The following is a 22,191-nucleotide window of genomic DNA, read 5'->3' on the forward strand; positions in this document are numbered from 1 at the left end:
TTTCTTTTTCACTTTCCTCATGGACGCCAAACACCGGCACACCGCCATTTCCTCCGCTGGCCTGCTCATTGCCCTGGGCATTATCTACGGCGACATTGGCACCTCTCCTTTGTACGTGATGAAGGCCATTGTGCCCGAACTCATTGACCCGCGCCTCGTGCTGGGCGGCATCTCCTGCGTACTCTGGACCCTGACGCTGCAAACCACCGTCAAGTATGTGCTGCTCACGCTCAACGCCGACAACAACGGGGAAGGCGGCATCTTCTCGCTCTACGCCCTGGTGCGGCGGCGGGCGGCCTGGCTGACCATCCCGGCCATCATCGGCGGGGCGGCCCTGCTGGCCGACGGCGTGATTACGCCACCCATTTCAGTGGCCTCGGCCATTGAGGGCCTCAAGCAGGTGTATCCGCACCTGAGCCAGGACGTCATCGTCTACATCGTCATTGCCATCATTGCGGGGCTGTTTTTCCTGCAGAGCTTCGGCACCCAGATTGTGGGCAAGGCCTTCGGCCCCATCATGTTTCTGTGGTTTAGCATGCTGGGCGTGCTGGGGGCGAGCTGGATCATGCAGAACCCCATGATTCTGAAGGCAGTCAACCCCTACTACGCCTACGAGCTGCTGGTAGAGTATCCCGGGGGCTTTTGGCTGCTGGGGGCCGTGTTTTTGTGCACCACCGGGGCCGAGGCCCTGTACTCCGACCTGGGCCACTGCGGCAAGGGCAACATCCGCATCAGCTGGGTGTTCGTCAAGACCTGCCTGGTGCTGAACTACTTCGGTCAGGGTGCCTGGCTGCTTTCCCACCAGGGCCAGCAGCTCAGCGGCCGCAACCCGTTTTATGAGCTCATGCCGCCCTGGTTTCTGCTCATCGGCATCGGCATTGCCACCATTGCCGCCATCAGTGCCTCCCAGGCCCTGATTACGGGCTCCTTCACGCTCGTGGCCGAGGCCATCCGCCTCAACATGTGGCCCAAGGTAAAGCTCAACTACCCCACCGACGTGAAGGGCCAGCTCTTCGTGCCGAGCATGAACCGCCTGCTGCTGCTGGGCTGCATCGGGGTGGTGCTCTACTTCCGCGAGTCGTCGAACATGGAAGCGGCCTACGGCTTGGCCATCACGCTGACCATGCTCATGACCACGCTGCTGCTCACCGTCTGGCTTCGCTCCCGCCGCACCCCGCTGGTTATTGTGGTGTTGTTTGCCCTGCTCTACGGGGGCATTGAGGGCTCCTTCCTGATTGCCAACCTGATCAAGTTCCCGCACGGGGGCTGGGTATCCCTGGCCATCGGCACGGCCCTGATGGCGGTGATGTACACCTGGCTGCGGGCTTACTACATCAAGCGCCGCCTGACCGAATTCGTCAAGATTGAGCCCTACATGGAGGCGCTCAAGCAGCTCTCCGATGACGAATCGGTGCCCAAGTACGCCACCCACCTCGTGTTTATGACCTCGGCCGAGCGGGCTTCCGAAATCGAGTCCAAGATCATCTACTCCATCTTCCAGAAGCGGCCCAAGCGCGCCGACATCTACTGGTTTGTGCACGTGGATACCACCGACGAGCCCTACACGATGGAATACAAGGTGGTGGAGCTGGCCCCCGACGACGCTTTCCGCATCACGTTCCGCCTCGGCTTCCGCGTGGAGCAGCGCATCAACCTGTACTTCCGCAAGGTGGTCGAGGACCTGGTGCGCAACAAGGAAGTGGACATCACCTCCCGCTACGAGTCGTTGAGCAAGCAGCACGTGACCGGCGACTTCCGCTTCGTGGTACTGGAGAAGTTCCTCAGCGTCGAAAACGACTTCCCGCTCGTCGAGAAGCTCGTGATGCAGGCCTACTTCTACATCAAGCAGTTCATTGCCTCCGAAGACAAGTACTTTGGCCTCGACACCTCCTCGGTGAAGGTGGAAAAGGTGCCGCTGGTCATCACGCCCGTGCGCGACGTGGCCCTGAAGCGGGTGATGTAACCTACAGAATTCGGGCTCTTTTGGGAGCTCAACCGTACCGAAAAAGCCCCGGCGCCCCGCGCCGGGGCTTTTTTGTTGTAAGTCCTTCACTGCCGGGCCGGTAGCTAGGATACTCGGCTTGCATACCAAGTGGATTATTCCTTCTTTAGCCCTGCTCTTTTTCACTACCACCAAAACCCACTGTTCTATGCGTACTACTACCCTTCTGGGGCCGGCGGCCGTGCTGGCCTTTTCCCTGGCCAGTTGCCAGCAGCAGGCCGAGCTGGCGGCGCCCGCCGTGCCCGAAACGCCCACCGAAGCCCTGACGGCCCAGCAGCTCGACGGCCAGATTATGGCCGGGCTGCGCAAAGACGGGCACTACGACTGGGCCACGGCCTCCGACCACACCATCTGGAGCGCCCTGACCCGCTCCGACTTTGTGCTGGCGGTGGGCTACCGGGCCGCGGGCAAGCCCCGGGGTTGCGCCCTGCCCGACGATGCCGACCAGGAGCCCGCCTGGCAGGCTGCCCGCCAGCAGGTGCTCCAGCTGATTCTGGCCGAGGAGCGCAAGGCCAACCCCCAGCTGACGCTGGAGGAATTGGTGGTGTTCCAGGAAAATACCTTGCCCGTGCTCAACGTGCTGGTGCATGAGCTGAGCACCGTGCAGCTGTTGCGTCGCTCCGGGCTGGTGCGCTACGCCGAGCCCATGGGCTACGAGCCCTACCACCCGGTGGCCAACAAAGCCGCGGGCTCCCTGACCAACAGCGGCTGCGGCAACAACACGGCCACGGCGGGCCTGGTCGCCGGCGACGACTACGCGGTGCTCAGCAACGGCAGCAAGTCGTCGTGGAGCCAGGCCGACCAGTACCACGGTATCCGCAGCAGCTGGAGCCAGAGCACGGGCCAGGGCATGAAGGTGGTCATCATCGACACGGGCTGCTCCGACGCCCAGGAAAACCTGGGTTCGGCCTTTAATCAGGGCCTGAGTTCGGGTCGCACCATCGAGCGGCTGGTCACGTACCCGCGCAACTCCCTGTTCGGCATTCCCTACGGCGACACGCCCACGGCCAACGACGAGTGCGGGCACGGCACGAGCATGGCCGGGGCCTGCGCCGGCCCCCGGGGCACCGACGGAGCCGCCGTGGGCGTGGCCTACAACGCCAACCTGATTACGATTCACGCCACCGAGGACGTCTTTATCGACGGCAGCCGGGAGCTTAAGGGCGTGTCGGATGCCTACGTGCTGGCCGCCAACCGCCCCGACGTGCGCATCATCTCGATGAGCATGGGCCGCCTGACCAGCTCCTCCCAGCTCGCCGACGCCATCCAGTACGCCTACGGCAAGGGCAAGCTGATTTACTGCGCCGCCGGCACCTCCTTCGACTGGACCGCCGGCTGGGCCGGGGTTATCTACCCGGCTTCCCTGCCCGAGTGCGTGGCCGTGACGGGCCAGAAAACCGACCTGAGCACCCGCTGCGACGAGTGCCACGTGGGCGCCGACGTGGAGTTTACGGTGGTCATGCAGCGCACCAGCAACGACCGGCGCCCGCTCACGCTGGCCATGAGCGGCGACGCGGCCAGCACCGTGGGTGGCTCCTCGGTGGCCACCAGCACCATGGCCGGGATGACGGCCGTGCTCTGGGCCAAGTACCCGACCGAAACCCGGGCCCAGATTATGAGCCGGCTCGTGGCGGCCAGCTCCAACCGCAACGCCCGCAGCTCCACCTTCGGCTGGGGCCGGGTCAACCTGGGCGCCGCCGTGGGTGTGCTGCCCCTCTAAGTGGTCCACAGCCCGTAGCGCTAACCCAAAGCCCGCCTCGATGATTGAGGCGGGCTTTTTTTGATTTCGCAGTACTCCCCACCTAACCTCCGCGGGCGGGCCCGGCCGCCGGCCGGGGCTTTCCCAGAAATCTTCTAAACTGCAATTGCGCCCTTCCAGCCGCCGAGTTGGGAGCTTGTAGCCACCTACCCACCACCTTTCCGCCTTGCTGCCGAAGCATATTTCCTTGAAAAAGACAATTTCCTAGCTACCCTCGGGCCCGAACGGTCAGCAATAGGATCCGCCGAGGAACGTGCCACCCGCAAAAAGCCCCGCCGCCCCGGCTGCTCGTTGGGGCAGGCCAGAACGGCGGGGCATTTTGCTAAAGGCTAGGCCGGGAGCTGCTTACTTGGTCACCGGCAGCCACTTGCTGAGCACGCGCTGCTGCTGCTCGGTGGGGTTGGGCAGGTGCTCGATGCGGAAGCGCTGGGCAGTGCTGGCCACCAGCGGGAAAGTCACTTCCTTGAGCTGCCCGTCGCGGCTGACGAGTAAGGTCACCTGGGCGCCGGCGGGGGCACCCACCAGGGCCTTGTTGGGGTCATCGGTGAGGCGGGTGCCGTTCAGGGCCAGCAGCTCGTCGCCCACGCTCAGGCCGCCCTGCCAGGCGCTGCCCTCGCGGCCCACGCTGGTCACGGTGTATTTGCCCCCGGTGGTGCTCACGTTGGCGCCCAGCGTGGCGTCGGTCGTGACCGGGGTGCTGGTCAGCTTCAGGCCGGCGTAGCCCAGGGCCGTGTTGTAGTCCAGGGTCTGGGTGCCGTAGACGTTGTTGCGGAAGAACTCGTCGAAGCGGCGGCCGGCAATTTTAGCCACGGCATCCTGGTACTCGGCGTCGGTGAAGCCGCGGCCCAGCTTTTGGTAGTACTGGGCGTAGAGGTAGCGCATCACGTCGTCGAGGTGCTTCTCGCCGTTGGTGGCGTTGATGACCATCAGGTCCAGCACGGCCCCGATGACCTCGCCCTTGTCGTAGTAGCTGATGCCGGTGTTGGCCGAGTTTTCATTGGGCCGGTAGTACTTGATCCAGGCATCGAAGCTGCTTTCCGCAGCCGACTGCAGCTTGTTGCCGGGCGTGTTTTCCACCCGTCCGATGCCGTTGCTCAAGTCGGCCAGGTAGGCGTCCGGGGTCAGGAAGCCGGCGCGCTGCACAATCAGGTTGGAGAAGTACTCGGTGCCGCCCTCGCTCACCCACAGCATGCGGGTGTAGTTTTCCTGGTCGTAATTGAACGGCCCCAAAGCCACGGGGCGGATGCGCTTCACGTTCCAGAGGTGGAAATACTCGTGGGCTACCAGGCCCAGGAAGCCTTTCCAGCCCGCCTCGGAGCTATACGCCGTGCGCGACACCGACAGCGTGGTCGAAAACAGGTGCTCCAGCCCGCCCGTGCCCCGGTCAATGTTGTGGATGATGAACACGTAGCGGTCCAGCGGGTTCTGCCCCACCACCCGGTGCGCTTCCTCGCAGATCTTTTTCATGTCGCGCAGCAGGCGGGCCTCGTCGTACTGCACGTTGCCGAACATGGCCACCGTGTGGGGCGTGCCGTTGGCCTCGAAGCTTAGCACCTTCTGGTTACCGATTTCGATGGGCGAGTCGGCCAGCTCGTCGTACGACGAAGACTTGTAGGTAAACGTGCCGCCGGCGGGCTTCAGGCTGGTACTGATCTGGCTCCAGCCCGGGGCGGGCTGCACAGTCAGGGTGCTGGGCATTTTCACCTCCCCGTCAGGGTACATAAACACGCTCGTGCCGTTCACGTAGCCGTGGGCCGCGTCGATAAAGCTCGTGCGCACGCTCAGCTCAAAGGCGTAGACCTTGTAGCGGACCGTGAAGTCCTTGGCGCCGGGGTGGTAAATGCGCCAGGTGTTCTTCGACACTTTCTCGGTGCGCAGCGGGGCAGCGCCAGCCTGGGCCGAGAAGCTTTCCACGTTTTTGGCAAACTCCCGCACCAAATAAGAGCCGGGGGCCCAAACGGGCATCTTGACGTCGGTAAACTGCTTGCCGAAGCCGCCCAGGGCCATTTCCACTTCGAAGTAGTGGGTTTGCGGGGCCGGCATCGACAGGGTGTAGCGGAGGCTGGAAGCCGCCTCCGCGGGCGTAAACTGGCTTAGCACCAGCACCGCGGCCCCGGCCAGCAGCCGGCGGAAATAGGAATGCATCATGCGGGAAAAAGTAAGGGAGAGGAAAGGCAGGTGGCATCCGGTGCCACTTTCCCGACGGGAAAAACCGGCCGGGGTTGCAAGATACGGGCGAAAACCAACCGCGCCAGCCCCGATTCAGTCCCGCTAAGCCGAAAAACCGCAGGAACCCGCACCCGAGCTCCACCGTTAGCAGGGCACGCGCCCCGTCGGCGTGGCTTCCCTGCTCCCGCTTTTGCTGCCGTTTTATGCGCTACGTCTGGCTTACGTTTCTGGTCCTGGTTCTGGGTCTTCTCACGGTGGTGGGGTGGCAGAAATGGCACCGCCCCCCGGCCCCCGACGCGGAAGTTACCACGGCCCTTGCCCCCACCCGGCCCGTGTCCGACACGATGCCCGCACCCGCTGCGGCAGAAACGACGCCGTCCGGCTCAGCCTTGCCCCAGGCCGACAGCCTGATTCAGTTTGCCATGCAGCAGTTGGGCTCGCCCTACACCTACGCCGGCACCACGCCCACCGGGGGCTTCGACTGCTCGGGCTTTCTACTGTACGTCTACGGCCGTTTCGGCGTGCCCGTGCCCCACTCCACGGCCCTGCTGATTGATACGGGCCGGGGCATTCCGCGGGAGCAGGCCCGCCCCGGCGACATGGTCATCTTTACCGGCACGGCCACCACGTCTACCACGCCCGGGCACGCGGGCATCGTGCTTTCCGAGCCCGGCCAGCCCATCCGGTTTATTCACTCTTCCTCGGCCCGCCGTGAGTCGGGGGTGAAAATCAGCCAGGTCGAGGGCACCGACTACGAGCGGCGCTTCATGGGCATCCGCCGGGTGCTGGGCGTGGTACCCGCGAAGGCCGGGGCCGAACCGAAAGCCGCGGCCCGCCCTGCCACAGCTACCGGCCACCTCGCGCCCAAAGCCCCGGAGCTCGGCACGGCGGTAGCAGTATCTGCTCCCGCCGTGCGTAAGCTGCCCGTGCGGAAGGCTGCCCCCAAGCCCCGGGTAGCCGCGGCCAAACCCAAAGTGACAAGCCGCGCCACAACCACCAAAAAACCAGCTCCAAAGAAGCCGGCTGCCACTAAAAAGCCCGTTACTGCCAGAAAATAAGCGGCGTTAGCAAGACGTAGTCGTCCTGATTGCTAACCCACAGGAAACAACGATGCCCGGTCGCCTATGCAGAACCTCGCGGAGAGGCTGCTGGGCGAGCCGGGCATCTAATCCTTCAAATCTTACCAAGCGAAGTGGCTGGGGTACAGCCCCGTCATCCTTTGTGTAAGACCTTGCCAGAATGCGGGAAATAGCAGAATTGAGCTGGTTTCCGCGCGAAAGCTGTTGTTAAGCGCGTCCGGCGGTGAAGCGGACTACATTCGACAGGCTTGGCAGGATTTGTTTGGGACTACTAGACATTTTGTACCTCCTTTCTTTAGATCCGACATGCCCCCGCCGGCGCGGCCCAGCATCTTAGGGCTGCTTGGGCGGGGTCGTAGTACTCACTACTGGTTGGTAAAGTTAAAAGCCCCCCGGATGGTTCAAAATTAAAAACCCTTTTTTTTACCCCGGCAGCCGCATTTTCATCCAGCACCCTGACTATCAGCCGCTTCATTTTCGGTAAAATCCGGGCTTTTCGCCTTGGCCGGATTTCGGCCTCAAAGTTGCAAATGGCCCCGGCAGAAGCTTGCCCGCCGCGCTGGTGGCACTTCCAGAGTTTTCACTTATCTTTTTCCCGAAAATCACCTTTATTCCTTCCCATGAAAAAAACCCTGTTCCTCTGTCTGACGATGTTGCTAGGCTTTACTGGCCTGGCTTCCGCCCAGAAACTCTCCCCGCTCGGCATCTGGACAAATGAAGAGAAAAAAGCCACGTTCGAGATTTACCAGAGCGGCGACAAGCTGTTCGGTAAAATCGTGTCGCTGACCATTCCCAACGACCCGGCCACGGGCAAGCCGAAGCTCGACACGCAGAACCCCGACCCCAAGCTGCGCAACCGCCCCCGCCTGGGCCTGGTGTTCATGAAGAACTTCGAGAAAGACTCCGAAAATAAGTGGGATGATGGCACCATCTATAACCCCGAGGATGGTAAAACCTACTCCTGCTACATGAAGGTTCTCAACGCCAACACCATGGAAGTGAAAGGCTACATCGGCTTCTCGCTCATCGGCAAGTCGCAGACCTGGACTCGCGTGAAATAAGGCGCTGGAGCCTCTCTGCCAGCTCACCACAAGCGACGCCCCAAACCGGGCGTCGCTTTTTTTGTTACCTTCCCCATAAGAGGCGGCTTCCCTCCCAACCTGTTTTTTCCTCTCTCCCGCTTGAAATCCCTGCTTTTCTGCTTGTTGCTCTGGCTGCTGGCCCCGACTAGCCCCCAGGTGTCGTCGCCGGTGCCTTTCGGGGTCTGGGCCGACGATACCGGGGAAGCGCACATTGAAATATACCGCTGCGGGGAACGGCTCTGCGGCCGGGTGGTGTGGCTGCGCGAGCCTCAGGATGCCACCACCGGCCGGCCCCGGCTGGACCGGCGCAACCCCGACCCGGACAAGCGGGCCCAGCCCCTGCAAAACCTGGTAGTACTCCAGGACCTGCGCTACAACCCCGACGCGGAGCGGTGGGAAGACGGGCAGATTTATGATTTTGGCAGCGGCCACACCTACTCCTGCTACGTGAGCCTGCGCACCCAAGACCGGCTCGAGGTGAAGGGCTACATCGGCTTTTCCCTCATTGGCCGCTCCCACTACTGGAGCCGAGTGCGCTAGGCGCGCCGCGTTGCCGAGTTCGGGCCCCGCCACTCACCTGCTTGCCCCGGCATTACGGCCCAAAAGATGCCCGCAAGAAGCGCTACCCCGGGCCGAGGCGCTAAACTATTTCCTCCGGCCCTGGTTTTTCCCCTACACTAGCTTATTCCACTTGTTCGGATTCTTAAAACATATCCTCTCGAAGCCCGGAGCTCAGGAAGGTGCGCAATGGAAGCCTCTGGCCCGTACGACGGCCCAGGTGCGGGCGCACGAGCAGTGGGTGGCGCAGCAGGTATATCTGAACTGGATGGGCCCGTATTTCAAAGCCTATCACTTCCGCAAAACCGGCGTCAGCGGGCAGGGGCTGCGCGTGCAGCTGCTCGACGAGTGCGGGCGGCAGGGCGCTCTGTTTCTGTTTGACCCCAGCATCGGGCCCGGCAACTTCCGGCACCTGTTCGACTTTATCCGCGACCGGGTTATCAGCTTGGGCTATAATCTCTCCACCTCCGACCAGCGCACCCTGCGCCACGAGCGGTACACCGAGGTTATCGATAAGCACTTTCTCAAGCCCCAGCCCAAGGACTGCACCCAGTCGGGCCGCTGCAACCAACTCTTTGGTACCGTGACCGTGGACATGGTGAGCGTGAACGGGCAGCCGGGCTTTATCCGGTTTTCGTCCAACCCCTACCACGACGCCATTTTCACCCCGGCCGGCTCCTTTGATGCCCTAATGGATAAAGTCTTCAACCTGCCCCCGGCCCCGCCGGAAGTGCAGGCATTGATCAAGCAATATGCCAAATAGCCCCTTACTTGCACAGAAAATGCCCCGCCAGCGTGCTGACGGGGCTTTTTCTGTGCTGGGCGGGATCTGGCTACTCGCGCACGAAGCGGGCCAATGACACGACCCCTTCGGGGGAAGTCAGGCGCAGGTGGTAAAGACCGGGCGTCAGGGCACGAGTGTCGAGTTGGGCCGAGGCGGCGCTGACGGTCTGCCGCAGGAGCACGCGGCCGGTGGCGTCGGTTACTTCGGCCTGGGCGGCCCCGGCCCCGATATCCTGGAGCCGGAGCACGTCGTGACAGGGGTTCGGGTATACGGTCAGCGGGGCGAGGCGGGCCACGGCGCGGGCGGCCAGCACCAGGGTGTTGTCGCGCACGATGGTGCCAGTGCCGTTGAGCACCCACTGGTCCGGATCCAGCTGAATGCTGCTGACGGTACCATTGACGGGCACGCTAAAGGAAGACACGAGCTGACTCTGGCGCAGGCGCACAATCTGGCTGGTGCCGGAGCTGTAGGTGACTTTGTAATCCAGCGGCGTGTCGAAGAAGGGCGTAATGGTGGGCGCCGACACGGTTTCGGTGGTGCGCAGGTACAGGCTGTTGCCGACCTGATTCCAGCGCACGGCAAACGTCGGGTAGCCTTCCCCCACGTACCACTGCTGGAAGAAGTACGTGAGCGACGTACCAGCTTCGGCCTCGAAGATGCGCTGCAGGTCGCTGGTGCGGGCCGTACGGCCGCCATAAGTGGTCTGGTAAGTGCGCAGGGCCCGGAAGAACTTCACGTCGTCGTTGAGCAGGTAGCGCAGCATGTGCACCACGGCGGCGCCCTTCTTATAAGAGAAGCGGCTGCTGAAGATGCGCCCGACGTTGGTCGTGTCGGGCACCCGGACGCTGCCGTTGGGCACTTGCATGGTGAAGCCATGGGCCTGGTCCATCCAGTAGCGGCCGGTGTAGGGGGCCGTAGCCGGAAAGGCGTTGAGCGAGAGATACTCGCCGTAGGAGGCGAAACTTTCGTTGAGCCAGATATCCTGCCAGGAGGCGCAGGTCACGTTGTCGCCGAACCACTGGTGAAACAACTCATGGGCCGTGAGCGTGAAGTTGAAGCCGTCCTGGGTGGTCATGGTCTGGTGCTCCATGCCCCCGCCAATGGGCGCCATGCTGTGACCGTACTTTTCGCTGGCAAACGGGTAGAGCCCTACCAGGGCCGAGTAGTTTTCGATAAAGCCCGGCGTGCGGTCAATTTCGAACTGGTAGTCGGTCTTGGCCGCGGCGTTGTAGAGGTAGTTGACAATCGGAATAGTGGGTCCGCCGGCGGGATGGGCGTAGTTGACGTACTCGATGTAGGGCGCCACGGCCACCGAAATCAGGTAGTAGTCGATGGGCTTGCGCGACTTCCACTCGTAGCGGCTCTTGCCGTTGGGCCGGGCCGTGACGCGCTCCAGCACGCCGTTAGAGCCCACCTTGTTAATGTTCGAGGTGGTCACCCACACGTCGGAGGAGTCGGCCTTGTCGGTGAGCAGTTGCTTGCAGGGCCACCACTCGTAGGCGTTGAAAGGCTCGCTCAGGCTCCAGGTCACGTTGACGCCGTAGTTCGTTTCAAACTCTGTGTCGAGGGCGTTGCCGATGGCGGCGGAGTTGCCGTTAGGCGCTGTGCCGCGGTAGTAGATGTAGGCGTTGAAGAGGGTGTTGGGGGTTACGGGCTCGGCCAAGCGGACCGTTACGTCGCCGGCGGCGCGGCGCAGCCCGGGGCTCTTGCGCCCGTTCACCACCACCGAGTCGATGATATAGGTCGGGTAGAGCTCGAAGGCCAGCGAATCCAGGATCTGCCCCTTGGTCAGGGCCTGCATCCGCACCGAGCCGCTCACGGTCCGCACGTTGTTTTCCAGAGCCAGGTCCAGCTTGTAATACTTCACGTCGTAGCGCTCCATTTTCTGGGCGTGGCGCACCGTGGTGGCGGGCTGACGCAGGGCCGCGGCCTCGTGCCGGTGGGCGCAGCTGAAGGCCGCGTCGGCGGCCAGGTCGGCGGGCTTGGGGCGGAAAGCCGGCGTTTGGGCCCAGGCGGGAGCGGCCAGCAGCAGGCTGAGCGCGGCAGAGTAAAAAAGTCGCTTCATGCAGAAGGATAAGGAGGTAAACCGGCCGGAAAACAACCCGGCGTAATGGGGCTCACAAGATACGCAGCCGTCCAGATAAACTCCCCCCTTTGGCATCCGGTTCCGCCCGCGCGGTTGTATCTTTCGGCAGAAAAGGATGATTTTAACCTGACGAGCTATGCCCCCACCTTTCCGACTGCTTTTCCGGGCCTGCCTGGGCCTTGTGCTGCTTCTGCTGGCCAGTTCGGGCGCCCGGGCTACTCACATTGTGGGGGGAGAGTTGGACCTGCAGTACGTGGCCGGCAGTCAGTACCGCATTTCCCTGAACCTGTACTTCGACGCCATCAACGGCAACTCCGGCGCCCTCGACACCGACCTGACGGTCAGCATTTTCGACAAGGGCACCAACCGACGGATGCAGGACGTGTCGCTGCCGTTGACCAGCAACACGTTTGTTACTTATTCCAACGTGGCCTGCACGGTGCCCACGCTCAGCACCCGCCGCCTGGTGTACTCCCGGCTGATTGATTTGCCGGCCAACCAGTACTTCAGCCCGGCCGGCTACTACGCGGCCGTGGAGCGCTGCTGCCGCAACAACGGCATCAGCAACATCGTCAACCCCGGCGACGCGGGTCAGACGTTCTACCTCGAGTTTCCCGCCGTAGTCCGCAACGGTCAGCCCTTCCTGAATTCGACGCCCCGGATTTTTCCGCCCCTGAGCGACTATGCCTGCCGCGGCGACCTGTTTTACTACAACTTTGGCGGCACCGACTCCGACAAGGACTCCCTGATTTATGAGCTGGTCACGCCGCTGTCGGGCCACTCCACCCCCGGCCAGCCCAAGCCCGGGGCCGCCGACCCGGCACCCTACAACCCGATTCAGTGGCAGCCGGGGCTGAACGTGCTCAACCAGATTCCCGGCAACCCGCCCCTGCGCATCGACCGGCAGTCGGGGCGGCTGCAGGTGCTACCCACTCAGCTGGGCCTGTTCGTGTTCGGCATTAAGTGCTCGGAATATCGCAAGGGCGTTAAAATCGGGGAAGTGCGGCGCGACTTTCAGCTGCAGGTGCTCAACTGCCCCCGCAATACGCCCCCGAGTATGAGCGTGCTGATGCCGGGCAAGGGCACGCCCTACCGCGCCGGCCTCGACACGCTGCGCCTGACGCCGGGTTCGGGCCGCTGCATCACGCTGCGCTTCACCGACCCCGACCCGAGCTCCACGCTGAGCTTGTCGTTGAACCCGGTGAACTACACCGGCGTGCTGCCCTCGTTCAGCATCACGAAAGGACTGGTGAAAACGCCCGGCGCGCCCGATACGCTGATTTCCCAGCTGTGCTTCCCGACCTGCGTCAACACCCGGGGCAAGGTCTTCCTGCTCGACGTGATTGTGGCCGACGACGGGTGCAGCCTGCCCAAGCGCGACACGGTGCGGGTGGCCTTCACCTCCATGCCCGACCCCAACGGCAACCCGACCATCACCACCACCGCCGGCCCCGGCCTGCCGCTGCGGGCCCGCCCCGGCGACTTGGTCACGTTCACGCTCACCGGTACCGACCCCGACAATGACCCCGTAACCCTGGAAATGACCGGGCGAGGCTTCAACCCGACTGCCTACGGGGCCCAGCTCACCCAAACCGCGGGCGGCAGCCCGGCCCGGGGCACATTTACCTGGCGCGTCGACTGCCAGGCCGTGAACAAGCCGATTTTCGAGTTTGAGTTTGCCGCCGCCGCCAGCCCCTGCAACGAGCGGCAGGCCAGCAGCCTGATTGTCCCCATCCAGATTGACTACAGCAACGTGGCGCCGGTGCTGACCACTACCCTGCCGCCGGACTCGGCGGGGCTGCCTCCGGTGATTCGGCGCCGGCTAGGGGAAGTCTACGAAGCTACGCTGGAAGGCGTGGATGCCGACGCCAACCCGTTGGTGTTCACGGCCACAGGCAAGAGCTTCGAGCTGGCCGCGGCCGGCATCACCTTCGTGCCCCGCAATGGTACGGGCCGGGCCACGGCCACCTTCCGCTGGGAAGCCTCCTGCGAGGCCGTGCGCCAGCAGGGGCTGGAAGTCACGTTTCAGCTCCAGGAAACCACCTGCCTGCCCCAGCCTCAGACCCGAAAAGTGCGCCTGGAGGTGATTCCGCCGGTGGTGCCGCCCTTCCTGCCCCCGAACGTGTTTACGCCCAACAATGACGGGCTCAACGACTTCTTTCAGCTGCCCAACCTGCCCCCCGACTTCTGCGACTCCCGCCTGAGCACCATCAAAATCTTCAGCCGCTGGGGCAACGAGGTCTACCGCACCACCGACCGGGACTTCCGGTGGAATGGCAGCGGCCTGCCCGCGGGCGTGTATTTCTACCTGGTTGAGTACACCGACCGGCAGTTCAAAGGCACCGTGACGCTGGCCCCCTAGCCCGCCAGCCCAACCACAAAAAAGCCCCGGTCAGCATGCTGGCCGGGGCTTTTTTTACGCGGTTGAAATTCTAATACAGAAACAGGAACAGCAGGAACAGCGCCACCCACAGCCCGTCGATGAAGTGCCAGTAGAGGCTCAGCATCCGCAGCTGCAAACGGCGGTAGGGGTTGCGGATGAAGACCAGGCTACGCACCGCGTCGCGGGAGGCGTGCAGGGTCCGCAGCAGCAGGGCCAGCAAAAACAGCATTCCGCCCAACAGGTGCGCCACGTGCAGGGCCGAAATCAGGTAGACGTAGGTGCCACTGGCTTCACCGGTGAAAAAGACACCCTGGAGCATCAATTCCCGCCAACCCAGCACCTGCAGGCCGGCAAAGATGCTGCCCAACACCAACGTGGCGCCCAGGCAGCGGACCAGGCCCGTCACATCGTCGGCCCGATACAGGCGCTGGGCCTGGCTGAGCGTGTAGCTGCTCACCAGCAGCACGATGGTGCTGATAGAAAAGTAGCGCGGCAGCGGGTGCAGCCCCGTGGGCAGGCCACTCAGGTGGCGGGTCTGCACGTAGGCCGCCAGCAGAATCACAAACAGCACCGTGATGCCGGCCAAGCCCAAGTAGAGCAGCATCAGCAGCGGGGGCACCCGCTCAATACGGGAAAACGCGGAGGTGGACCGGCCGGCCCCGACCTTGTCTTTGCGTTCTTTGTCGGAATTCATCATCGGTGGCTGAGGAGAGCAACGTACTACTGGCAAACCAAATAGCAAGCCATTAGTTCCGCGCCGACAGCTCCGGCAATCCCCCTTGGCTTCTGAGGGTAAATACGCAAAAACCCCGCGGCCGGCCCGCCAATATTCGGGTCTTTTTCCGCCCGGTAGCGACCCCGCCACCGGGCCGTCCTGCCGCAGCCGCTTGCCAGCAGCCGGCCCCTGCGCCACGATCAATGCAGCCGCGGCCCGGCCCCGCAAACAGCAGCTTACGAGAAGAAGGAGCCGATTTTACCCAGCACGGCGTTGAGCGTAATCTTGGGGGTGCGGCCGGCGCCGAAGGTCACGTAGGTTTTGCCCGCCACCCGCAAATCCAGGATCAGCCCGAGCTGCCGGGCCAAGTCGTTGAGTTGCTGGAGCGGGTCGGAGCCGGGGGCCTTGGGCTTTTTTGGGCCGGGCGGCTTGGGCGGACCGGCCGTGAGCTTGTCGAGCACGCGCTGGCTGGGCACGTTCACAATCAGGTAAGTGCCCGAGCCCGCCAGCTGAATATCGTCGCCGTCGATGCTGATAACCAGCCGCGCTTCTATTTCGAGGCCGCTAGCCAACGTTGCTCGGATTGGCCGTCGGCAGCTGGGGCGCGGCCGCGGGCGGATTTTCGCCCCGGGTCCGGACGCGCATCGAGCCGTTTAGGCGCCAGGTGGCGGGCGTCGCGGCAGGGTTCTGAGGGTTGGGCACCTGCAGCTCCATCTGGTCGAAGGCGAAGGAAAGCTCGACGCCGCCCGAGAGCTTGGACAGCAGCGAGGCGGCGGTGTCGGCCCAGGAGCCGGAAGGTTGCGAAGAATCAGCCATGGGAAAGAAGGATAAAAAACGAACTGAAATGTACCGGGGAAACGTGTCCGGGCGGCACAAGTTACGCGGCCGGGCGGGGCAATGGTAGCAAAAACGCGGAAAACCTCGGCTGGCAGGGCTTTTGTAACGCTTGCGCCACAGCCCGCGCGGCGGCCCCGTGCCGGTTAAAATCCAAACGGCGGCGTATGCGTATGCGGCTCAACACTAGGTTCACACTTTTGCTCCCATGAAGCTTCCCGCCCTGCTTGCCCTGCCCCTGCTTGCCCTGGCTGCCCGCGCCCAGACCACCCCGCCCTCGCCCGATACGGCCACGACCGTGGCTTCAGCCCCCGAACCGGCCGTGGAAACCGCCTGTGCCCATCCCTTTGGCCTCTACGACAACATGGAGCTGGTCTACCGCCTCACCAACGGGGCCAGCAAGCCGACGGGGGAGCTGCGCTACCGCGTGGTGCGCCTGGGCTCGGAGCTGAACAAGAAAAAAACCCGCACCACGACCACCGTATTGCTGAAAAGCGGCCTCTACGACGTAAAGAACCGCCTGCTCCACCAGCAGGACCTTACCTTCCGCTGCTCCCGCGACACCACCTTCACCGACGGCCTGACCCAGTTCAACCCCGAAAGCCTGAAGTCGTTCCGGGAGCGGATATTTGACTTTGCCCCCATCAACATTGCCTGGCCTAACCGGCCCACCATTGGCAGCCGCCTCCCCGACGGCGGCAGCGTGGTGCAAGTGCGGAGCTCGGCCGTCGATATTGCCAAGGTGAGTACCCTGGCGCAGAAGCGCCGCGTGGTCAGTGGCCCCGAAGCGGTGAAAACCCCGGCCGGCACCTTCCAGTGTTACAAGGTGGAGTCGGAGCGGGAATCCTCGACCAAAGCCCGGGCCGACGTGGCCTTCCGCACCACCGTGCGGGTCATCGACTACTACGCCCCGGCCGTGGGCGTGGTCAAAACCGAGATTTTCGGCAAGAACGGTAAGCTGGCCGAAACCCGGACCCTGGCCGCCATTTCCAAAGGCAAGTAGGCACTGGACTGAAAATCCGTATTTTTCAGCTTCCAACCCTTACTCCTCTGTTTGCCATGCGCGTTACAACCCTTTTGCTGGCCTCTGCCCTGACCGCGCTGGCCGCCTGTCAGGCGGCTCCGGCCACTGATACTGCTACGGCCCCCGCTACTCCTGCCCCCGCGGCCCCGGCCGGCAAAACCTACGGCGCCCCCCTTACGGCTGCCGGCGCCCGGCCCATGAGTGAGCTGAGTCAAGTGCTGGGAAACCAGGATTCGGCCCAGGTGAAGCTGGTGGGCAAGGCTTCGGGCGTGTGCCAGGCCAAGGGCTGCTGGCTGACCATGGCCACCCCCGACGGCCGGCAGATGCGGGTGCGGTTCAAGGACTACGCCTTTTTCGTACCCAAGGACCTGACCGGCAAAACGGTCGTTATCAACGGCTGGGCCCACCGCGAGCAGGTGCCCGTGAGCGACTTACAGCACTACGCCAAGGATGCCGGCAAGTCGGCCAAGGAGGTGGCGGCCATCACCCAGCCCGAGGAGCAGCTCAACTTCGAAGCCGACGGCGTGCTGGTGCAGGAGTAGCCGGAGCGCAGAACCACTTTTCGTAAAAAAGGCCACCCGCGGGTGGCCTTTTTCGTTTTCTGGCTGCCAACTGCGGACCCTGACCTCAAGCCGGTTATTTTTGCCCCATGCCCGACCAAGATTCCATCCAGCTGCGTCTGCGCACGCTCACCGAGCGCCTGCACTACCTCAACTACCAGTATTACCAGAACGACGTTTCCGAAATCCCGGACCAGGAATTCGACCACCTGCTGGCCGAGCTGAACGCCCTCGAAAAGCAGTATCCGGAGCTGGCCCTGCCCAACTCTCCCACCCAGCGCGTGGGCGGCACCATCACCAAGCAGTTTCCGACGGCTCTGCACAAGTACCCGATGCTGAGCCTGGGCAACACCTATTCCGAGGCCGACCTGCGCGAATTCGACGAGCGGGTGCGCAAAGGGCTGGAAGGCGCCGAGTTCAGCTACGTCTGCGAAATGAAGTTCGACGGCGTGGCCATGAGCCTGACCTACGAAAACGGCCAGCTCACCCAGGGCGTCACGCGCGGCGACGGCACCCGCGGCGACGTGGTGACCAACAACGTGCGCACCATCAAAAACCTGCCCCTGCACCTGCGCGAGGCCGGTCCGGCCCAACCGGCCGAGTTTGAGGTACGCGGCGAGGTTTTCCTGCCCCTGCCCGTATTCGAAGATCTGAACAAGGAGCGGGAGCAAAACGGCGAGGCGCTGCTGGCCAACCCCCGCAACGCGGCCAGCGGTACGCTCAAGCTCCAGGACTCGGCCCTCGTGGCAGCGCGGCGCCTGCGCTTTTTTGCCTACAGCTTCCTGAGCCCCGGGCGCAACGTATTTCCCTCCCACAGCGCAGCTTTGGAGGCCCTGAAAGCCTGGGGCCTGCCCGTGTCGGACACCTGGCGGCGCTGCTCCACCCTGGCCGAGGTGCTCGACTTTATCCATCACTGGGAGAAAAAGCGCTTTGAACTGCCCGTCGCCACCGACGGTATCGTCATCAAGGTCGACGACTTCCAGCAACAGGAAGTGCTGGGCTTCACGGCTAAGAGTCCGCGCTGGGCCATTGCCTATAAGTACCCGGCCGAGGCCGCCCGCACCCGCCTCAACAGCATTCAGTATCAGGTGGGCCGCACCGGGGCCGTCACGCCGGTGGCCATGCTCACGCCCGTGCCCCTGGCCGGCACCGTGGTCAAGCGTGCCTCGGTGCACAACGCCAACCAGATTGCCGCCCTCGATTTGCGCCTCGGCGACTTGGTGTTCGTGGAGAAAGGCGGCGAAATTATTCCCAAAATCACCGGCGTCGACCTCTCGGCCCGGCCCGCGGACAGCCAGCCGATTCAGTACCCGACCGAGTGCCCGGCCTGCGGTACCCCGCTGATCCGGCCCGAAGGCGAGGCCCACTTCCGCTGCCCCAACGATACGGGCTGCGCGCCCCAGCTCAAGGCCCGCCTCGAGCATTACGTGAGCCGCAAGGCCCTGAACATCGACGGGCTGGGCGCCGAAACCGTGGCCCGCTTCTTCGATCTGGGCCTCGTGCGCACCCCGGCCGACATCTACGACCTCACGCCCGAGAAGCTCACGGGCCTGGAGCGTTTGGGCGAAAAGTCGATTCAGAATCTGATGAACGGCATCGAGGCCAGCAAGCAGGTGCCCTTCGACCGGGTGCTGTTCGGCTTGGGCATCCGCTACGTGGGCGAAACGGTAGCCGAAAAGCTGGCCGCCCATTACCGCTCGATGGACGCCATCATGGCCGCCGCCGCGCCGGAACTGGCCGCCGTGCCCGAAGTTGGCGGCGTCATTGCCGAGTCGTTGGCCGCCTGGGTGGCCCACGACAGCAACCGCCAGCTCATCGAGCGGCTGCGGGCCGCGGGCGTGCAGCTGGCTTTGACCGGCGAGGCGCCCCAGCCCGTCAGTGACCGACTGGCCGGGCAGACCTTCGTGCTGTCGGGCGTGTTTGAGCAGCACAGCCGCGAAGAGCTCCAGCAGCTCATTGTTCAGAACGGCGGCAAAATCACGGGTTCCATCTCCAAAAAGCTCAGCTACCTGGTGGCCGGCGACAAAATGGGGCCCGCCAAGCGTGAAAAGGCCACCGAGCTGAAAGTGCCCATCATCTCCGAAACCGACCTGCTGGCCATGCTTCCGTCGGCGACGGAGCTGGCCGCCGCTGCCGACGATGAGACCCCGGCCACCGCGCCCACCACTGCACCCACGCCCGACACCTACCCCGCCCCCCGGTCGAACGGGGGCCAGCAGGCTTCGCTGTTCTAACCCACCCCCTATTTTTCCGGGTCGGCAGTACCAGGCGGCCGGTCCTTCCTCAGCTATTTTCTTCGCCCATGCTTCGTTTCCTGCTCTCAGCCACGGCCGGCCTGCTGCTTACGCTGGCCACCACCTGCCCCGCCGCCGCCCAGGCGAAGGTTCCGGTGGCCGACGTTGCCACCACCCACAAGCTGGCCCACAAGCGCAACGTGGTGGTGCTCGACGTGCGCACTCCGGCCGAATACGCCACCGGCCACCTGCGGCAGGCCCAAAACCTGGATTTCAAGGCCCCGGATTTTGCCGAAAAAGTTGCCGCTCTGGACCCGACCAAAACCTACCTGCTCTACTGCGCTTCCGGCAACCGCAGCGGCCAGGCCTCGGCCATTATGCAGGAAAAGGGCTTTGCAAAAGTCGTGAACGGCGGCGCTTTCAAAGACCTTAAAGCGGCCGGGCTGAAAACGGACTGAGGCGCGGCTGTTCTTGTGGCCCGGTAGCCGCCTTAAGCAGCTCCGCGGGGCCAGGTTTTGCCCGAGGCCCGGTAATCCGGCCCGGGCGCCTGGTGCCGCGGAGCTGCTTGCTACCCGCTACCGGGTAAAATCCCAGACTATCTGCACAAACATCGGGGCAGGCAACTCCGCTGAGTGGCCGGTGGGCGAGAGTTTGCCCGTGGTCTTATCGACGCGGTAGGTAAAGATATTGTTGGAGTTCTGGTTGGCCACCAGCAGCACCTGCCCGCTGGGGTCGAGGGCAAAGTTGCGGGGCGTCCGGCCCTGGGTGCTCACGTGCTGCACCAGCGTCAGCTTTCTATCGGCACCGACGGCAAACACGGCGAGGCTGTTGTGGCCCCGGTTCGAGCCGTACACAAACCGTCCGTCGGGCGACACGTGCACGTCGGCGCCGGAATTGCTGCCCGCAAAGTCGGCCGGCAGCGTGGACTGGGTCTGGAGTCCAGCAAAAGTGCCCTTCCCGGCGTCGTAGTCGAGGGCCGTGATGGTCGAATTCAGTTCGTTGATCAGGTAGGCGTGGCGGCCGTCGGGGTGAAACGTGAGGTGGCGCGGGCCTGCCCCGGGCGCGGCCGTGAAGGCTGACCCGCCAGCTTGCCAAGTGTGCGCCGCGGCATCCAGGGAATAGCGGTACACCTTATCGGTGCCCAGGTCCACGGCGAAGACATAACGGTTGGCGGGGTCGGGCAGCAGGCAGTGGGCGTGGGCACTTGCCTGGTTTTTGTGCGGACCACGGCCCTCATGCTGGTCGAAGGCGGTGGCGGGGGCCAGCCCCCCGTCGGCCTGCACGGGCAGCAAGCTCACGTTGCCGCCCACGTAGTTGGCCACCAGCACGTTTTTCTCCGCCTGATCCAGGCTGATGTAGCAGGGCGAGGCCCCGCCCGAAGGCTGTTGCCCCAGCAAGGTCAGCTGCCCCGACTGCGGGTCCACGGCAAAGGCACTGACGCCCCCGCCGGCCGCCCCGCGGAAGGTCTGCGTTTCGCTCACCGCGTACAGGTGGCGGCGGGCCGCGTCCATCGTCAGGTAGGTCGGCGCGGCGCCGCCGGGCTGGGCCGCGAGCTTGGTCAGGGCCCCGGTGGCGAGCTGCAGGCGGTAAAGAAAGATGGAGTTTTCCCCTTCCCCCGCCACGTTGGTACCCACGTACACGAGGCAGTCGGCGGTGGCGGCACTGGCGGCGGGCACGGTACGGGCGCAGCTCAGCAGGCCGGCGGCCGTCAGGCCCAGCGCGAGGGTGGAAAAGCGAAGAAAGGTGCGGCGGCCAAAGTGGGGCATATGGTAGGACAAGCAGGTTCAATCACAAAAAAGCCCGCCTGCTCGGGAAAGCAAGGCGGGCTGAAAAGTACGCGCTTTGGCGCAACTGCGGCTTAGAAGCTCTGCACGATGCTGTTGTGCAGGGTGCGGGGGCTCCAGTAGCCGCTGGCAATGATGCGGCGGATGGTGAACAAGGGGTCAATCGGGTCGCGCTTCTCGGCCAGGATAAAGGCGCCCACGAAGCCGCGCTTCTTGAGCTCGGGAATGGCCTGCTGGTTCCAGAGGCCGAAGGGATAGGCAAAGTAGTTGATTTTTTTGCCGGTAATTTCCTCCAGGGTCTTGGTCGGCTTGTCGATCTGGGTTACCCAGTCCTGGCCCTGGTACTTCTTCACGTTGTGGTGGTCCCAGGTGTGGGAGCCAATCACGTTGCCCTCGTCGGAAAGCTGCTTCACCTGCGCCTTGCTCATGTAGTTGGGCCGACCCAGGCTCACGGTCATCACGAAGTAGACGGCCTTGTAGCCGTACTTGTCGAGCGTGGGGCGGGCCACGGTGAACTGGTCGAGGTCGGTGTCGTCGAAGGTGAGCATGATGGGTTTGCTCGGCAGCTTGGCCCCGGTGGTGAGGTAGGCGTAGAGCTGATCGGGCAGGATGGTGTGGTAGCCGGAGTCGGCCAGCATCTTCATCTGATCCTTGAATGCCTGAATCGGAACGATGTAATCCTTAGCGCCTTTTGAATCTTTGGCGCGCCAGTCCCGGATCTGGTGGTAGCACAGAATCGGCACCTGCGGGCGGGCCGTGATGGTAGCCGCGTCGGCCACCTTGCCGGCCGGAATCGAGGTCGGGTCCGGGGCGGGAGTGGCGTTGGCTTCGGCCTCCGTGGTGGCGGCCGTGCCCGAGGTCACGGGCGTGCCGGCCGAGTCGGTGGCAACGGCTTCGGCCGTAGGGCTGCCCGACTCCGCGGCGGTGGCGGGCTTGGTTTCGCAGGCAGTAAAGAGGGTGCTGGCAGCCAGGGCAGTGGCGGCGACAAGAAGCGGAGTACGGAACAAAATCATGCGAGAATAACGGCGGCTAGACGCCAACCAGGTACTTTTGAAAAGGGAAATGGCGGAAGCTCGGGCCATGACAGGCCGCTTTGTACCTTTGCCCCAGCGCTTCCGCCTACAAAACAACAGCTTAA

Annotated in this window: 18 protein-coding genes; 11 read left to right on the plus strand and 7 right to left on the minus strand. The window is 63.8% G+C overall.

The window, feature by feature from the left end; genetic code table 11:
- The first annotated feature begins 19 nt into the window (after positions 1-19).
- Positions 20-1,963: a KUP/HAK/KT family potassium transporter gene (locus EWM57_RS08300; protein ID WP_129920676.1), complete on the plus strand. Its 1,944-nt coding sequence runs from the start codon at positions 20-22 to the stop codon at positions 1,961-1,963.
- A gap of 187 nt (positions 1,964-2,150) precedes the next feature.
- Positions 2,151-3,722 carry a S8 family peptidase gene (locus EWM57_RS08305; RefSeq protein ID WP_129920677.1) on the plus strand — a complete coding sequence of 524 codons (1,572 nt, stop codon included), beginning with the start codon at positions 2,151-2,153 and terminating at the stop codon, positions 3,720-3,722.
- A gap of 384 nt (positions 3,723-4,106) precedes the next feature.
- Here EWM57_RS08305 and EWM57_RS08310 read toward each other — a convergent pair whose 3' ends face one another.
- Entirely contained in the window at positions 4,107-5,909 is a 1,803-nt protein-coding gene (locus EWM57_RS08310; protein WP_242510015.1) for a M61 family metallopeptidase, read from the minus strand.
- Between the two features lie 224 nt (positions 5,910-6,133).
- On the opposite strand from EWM57_RS08310, the gene EWM57_RS08315 reads away from it, so the two are divergent.
- From EWM57_RS08315 to EWM57_RS08330, 4 genes are all read left to right on the plus strand, one after another.
- On the plus strand, positions 6,134-6,988 hold the full coding sequence (locus tag EWM57_RS08315) for a C40 family peptidase (RefSeq protein ID WP_129920678.1): 855 nt from the start codon (positions 6,134-6,136) through the stop codon (positions 6,986-6,988).
- A gap of 641 nt (positions 6,989-7,629) precedes the next feature.
- Complete coding sequence (locus tag EWM57_RS08320) at positions 7,630-8,070, plus strand: DUF2147 domain-containing protein (protein ID WP_129920679.1); 441 nt, start codon at positions 7,630-7,632, stop codon at positions 8,068-8,070.
- Between the two features lie 120 nt (positions 8,071-8,190).
- Complete coding sequence (locus EWM57_RS08325; RefSeq protein WP_242510016.1) at positions 8,191-8,631, plus strand: DUF2147 domain-containing protein; 441 nt, start codon at positions 8,191-8,193, stop codon at positions 8,629-8,631.
- A gap of 151 nt (positions 8,632-8,782) precedes the next feature.
- The gene (locus EWM57_RS08330) at positions 8,783-9,412 is read left to right on the plus strand and encodes a hypothetical protein (RefSeq protein ID WP_129920680.1); all 630 of its coding nucleotides are present in this window, start codon (positions 8,783-8,785) and stop codon (positions 9,410-9,412) included.
- A gap of 70 nt (positions 9,413-9,482) precedes the next feature.
- Here the strand turns inward: EWM57_RS08330 and EWM57_RS08335 are convergent, their stop codons facing one another.
- A complete protein-coding gene (locus tag EWM57_RS08335) occupies positions 9,483-11,498 on the minus strand; it encodes a M1 family aminopeptidase (RefSeq protein WP_165370455.1) in 2,016 nt (671 codons plus the stop codon).
- A gap of 157 nt (positions 11,499-11,655) precedes the next feature.
- Here EWM57_RS08335 and EWM57_RS08340 point away from each other — a divergent pair, with 157 nt between their 5' ends.
- Positions 11,656-13,881, plus strand: a complete 2,226-nt coding sequence (locus tag EWM57_RS08340) for a gliding motility-associated C-terminal domain-containing protein (protein ID WP_129920682.1) — start codon at positions 11,656-11,658, stop codon at positions 13,879-13,881.
- 70 nt (positions 13,882-13,951) lie between these two features.
- Here the strand turns inward: EWM57_RS08340 and EWM57_RS08345 are convergent, their stop codons facing one another.
- The 3 genes from EWM57_RS08345 to EWM57_RS08355 all read right to left on the minus strand — a co-directional run bounded on the left by EWM57_RS08345 (position 13,952) and on the right by EWM57_RS08355 (position 15,433).
- Entirely contained in the window at positions 13,952-14,599 is a 648-nt protein-coding gene (locus EWM57_RS08345) for a cytochrome c oxidase subunit 3 (protein ID WP_242510017.1), read from the minus strand.
- Positions 14,600-14,853: 254 nt separating this feature from the next.
- Positions 14,854-15,189 carry a hypothetical protein gene (locus EWM57_RS08350; protein WP_129920683.1) on the minus strand — a complete coding sequence of 112 codons (336 nt, stop codon included), beginning with the start codon at positions 15,187-15,189 and terminating at the stop codon, positions 14,854-14,856.
- Positions 15,182-15,433 carry a hypothetical protein gene (locus EWM57_RS08355; RefSeq protein ID WP_129920684.1) on the minus strand — a complete coding sequence of 84 codons (252 nt, stop codon included), beginning with the start codon at positions 15,431-15,433 and terminating at the stop codon, positions 15,182-15,184. The genes EWM57_RS08350 and EWM57_RS08355 overlap by 8 nt, the downstream gene beginning before the upstream one ends.
- A gap of 226 nt (positions 15,434-15,659) precedes the next feature.
- Here EWM57_RS08355 and EWM57_RS08360 point away from each other — a divergent pair, with 226 nt between their 5' ends.
- The 4 genes from EWM57_RS08360 (at position 15,660) to EWM57_RS08375 (ending at position 19,727) form a co-directional block, all read left to right on the plus strand.
- On the plus strand, positions 15,660-16,454 hold the full coding sequence (locus EWM57_RS08360; protein WP_129920685.1) for a TapB family protein: 795 nt from the start codon (positions 15,660-15,662) through the stop codon (positions 16,452-16,454).
- A 56-nt stretch (positions 16,455-16,510) separates the two neighbouring features.
- On the plus strand, positions 16,511-17,017 hold the full coding sequence (locus tag EWM57_RS08365) for a DUF4920 domain-containing protein (protein ID WP_129920686.1): 507 nt from the start codon (positions 16,511-16,513) through the stop codon (positions 17,015-17,017).
- 107 nt (positions 17,018-17,124) lie between these two features.
- Complete coding sequence (gene ligA, locus EWM57_RS08370; protein ID WP_129920687.1) at positions 17,125-19,269, plus strand: NAD-dependent DNA ligase LigA; 2,145 nt, start codon at positions 17,125-17,127, stop codon at positions 19,267-19,269.
- Between the two features lie 68 nt (positions 19,270-19,337).
- A complete protein-coding gene (locus EWM57_RS08375; protein WP_129920688.1) occupies positions 19,338-19,727 on the plus strand; it encodes a rhodanese-like domain-containing protein in 390 nt (129 codons plus the stop codon).
- Positions 19,728-19,844: 117 nt separating this feature from the next.
- On the opposite strand, the gene EWM57_RS08380 is transcribed toward EWM57_RS08375, so the two are convergent.
- Positions 19,845-21,035, minus strand: a complete 1,191-nt coding sequence (locus tag EWM57_RS08380; RefSeq protein WP_129920689.1) for a lactonase family protein — start codon at positions 21,033-21,035, stop codon at positions 19,845-19,847.
- 92 nt (positions 21,036-21,127) lie between these two features.
- Positions 21,128-22,066, minus strand: a complete 939-nt coding sequence (locus EWM57_RS08385; protein WP_129920690.1) for a polysaccharide deacetylase family protein — start codon at positions 22,064-22,066, stop codon at positions 21,128-21,130.
- Positions 22,067-22,191 lie beyond the last annotated feature (125 nt).

This window comes from Hymenobacter persicinus (assembly GCF_004167665.1).
GTDB classification, from domain to species: Bacteria; Bacteroidota; Bacteroidia; order Cytophagales; family Hymenobacteraceae; genus Hymenobacter; species Hymenobacter persicinus.

Bases quoted from the DNA above. Each gene is read 5' to 3' on its own strand.
- EWM57_RS08300 (WP_129920676.1), top strand. From the start codon at position 20: ATGGACGCCAAACACCGGCACACCGCCATTTCCTCCGCTGGCCTGCTC.
- EWM57_RS08305 (WP_129920677.1), top strand. From the start codon at position 2,151: ATGCGTACTACTACCCTTCTGGGGCCGGCGGCCGTGCTGGCCTTTTCC.
- EWM57_RS08310 (WP_242510015.1), bottom strand. From the start codon at position 5,909: ATGATGCATTCCTATTTCCGCCGGCTGCTGGCCGGGGCCGCGGTGCTG.
- EWM57_RS08315 (WP_129920678.1), top strand. From the start codon at position 6,134: ATGCGCTACGTCTGGCTTACGTTTCTGGTCCTGGTTCTGGGTCTTCTC.
- EWM57_RS08320 (WP_129920679.1), top strand. From the start codon at position 7,630: ATGAAAAAAACCCTGTTCCTCTGTCTGACGATGTTGCTAGGCTTTACT.
- EWM57_RS08335 (WP_165370455.1), bottom strand. From the start codon at position 11,498: ATGAAGCGACTTTTTTACTCTGCCGCGCTCAGCCTGCTGCTGGCCGCT.
- EWM57_RS08340 (WP_129920682.1), top strand. From the start codon at position 11,656: ATGCCCCCACCTTTCCGACTGCTTTTCCGGGCCTGCCTGGGCCTTGTG.
- EWM57_RS08345 (WP_242510017.1), bottom strand. From the start codon at position 14,599: ATGATGAATTCCGACAAAGAACGCAAAGACAAGGTCGGGGCCGGCCGG.
- EWM57_RS08355 (WP_129920684.1), bottom strand. From the start codon at position 15,433: ATGGCTGATTCTTCGCAACCTTCCGGCTCCTGGGCCGACACCGCCGCC.
- EWM57_RS08360 (WP_129920685.1), top strand. From the start codon at position 15,660: ATGAAGCTTCCCGCCCTGCTTGCCCTGCCCCTGCTTGCCCTGGCTGCC.
- EWM57_RS08365 (WP_129920686.1), top strand. From the start codon at position 16,511: ATGCGCGTTACAACCCTTTTGCTGGCCTCTGCCCTGACCGCGCTGGCC.
- ligA (WP_129920687.1), top strand. From the start codon at position 17,125: ATGCCCGACCAAGATTCCATCCAGCTGCGTCTGCGCACGCTCACCGAG.
- EWM57_RS08375 (WP_129920688.1), top strand. From the start codon at position 19,338: ATGCTTCGTTTCCTGCTCTCAGCCACGGCCGGCCTGCTGCTTACGCTG.
- EWM57_RS08380 (WP_129920689.1), bottom strand. From the start codon at position 21,035: ATGCCCCACTTTGGCCGCCGCACCTTTCTTCGCTTTTCCACCCTCGCG.
- EWM57_RS08385 (WP_129920690.1), bottom strand. From the start codon at position 22,066: ATGATTTTGTTCCGTACTCCGCTTCTTGTCGCCGCCACTGCCCTGGCT.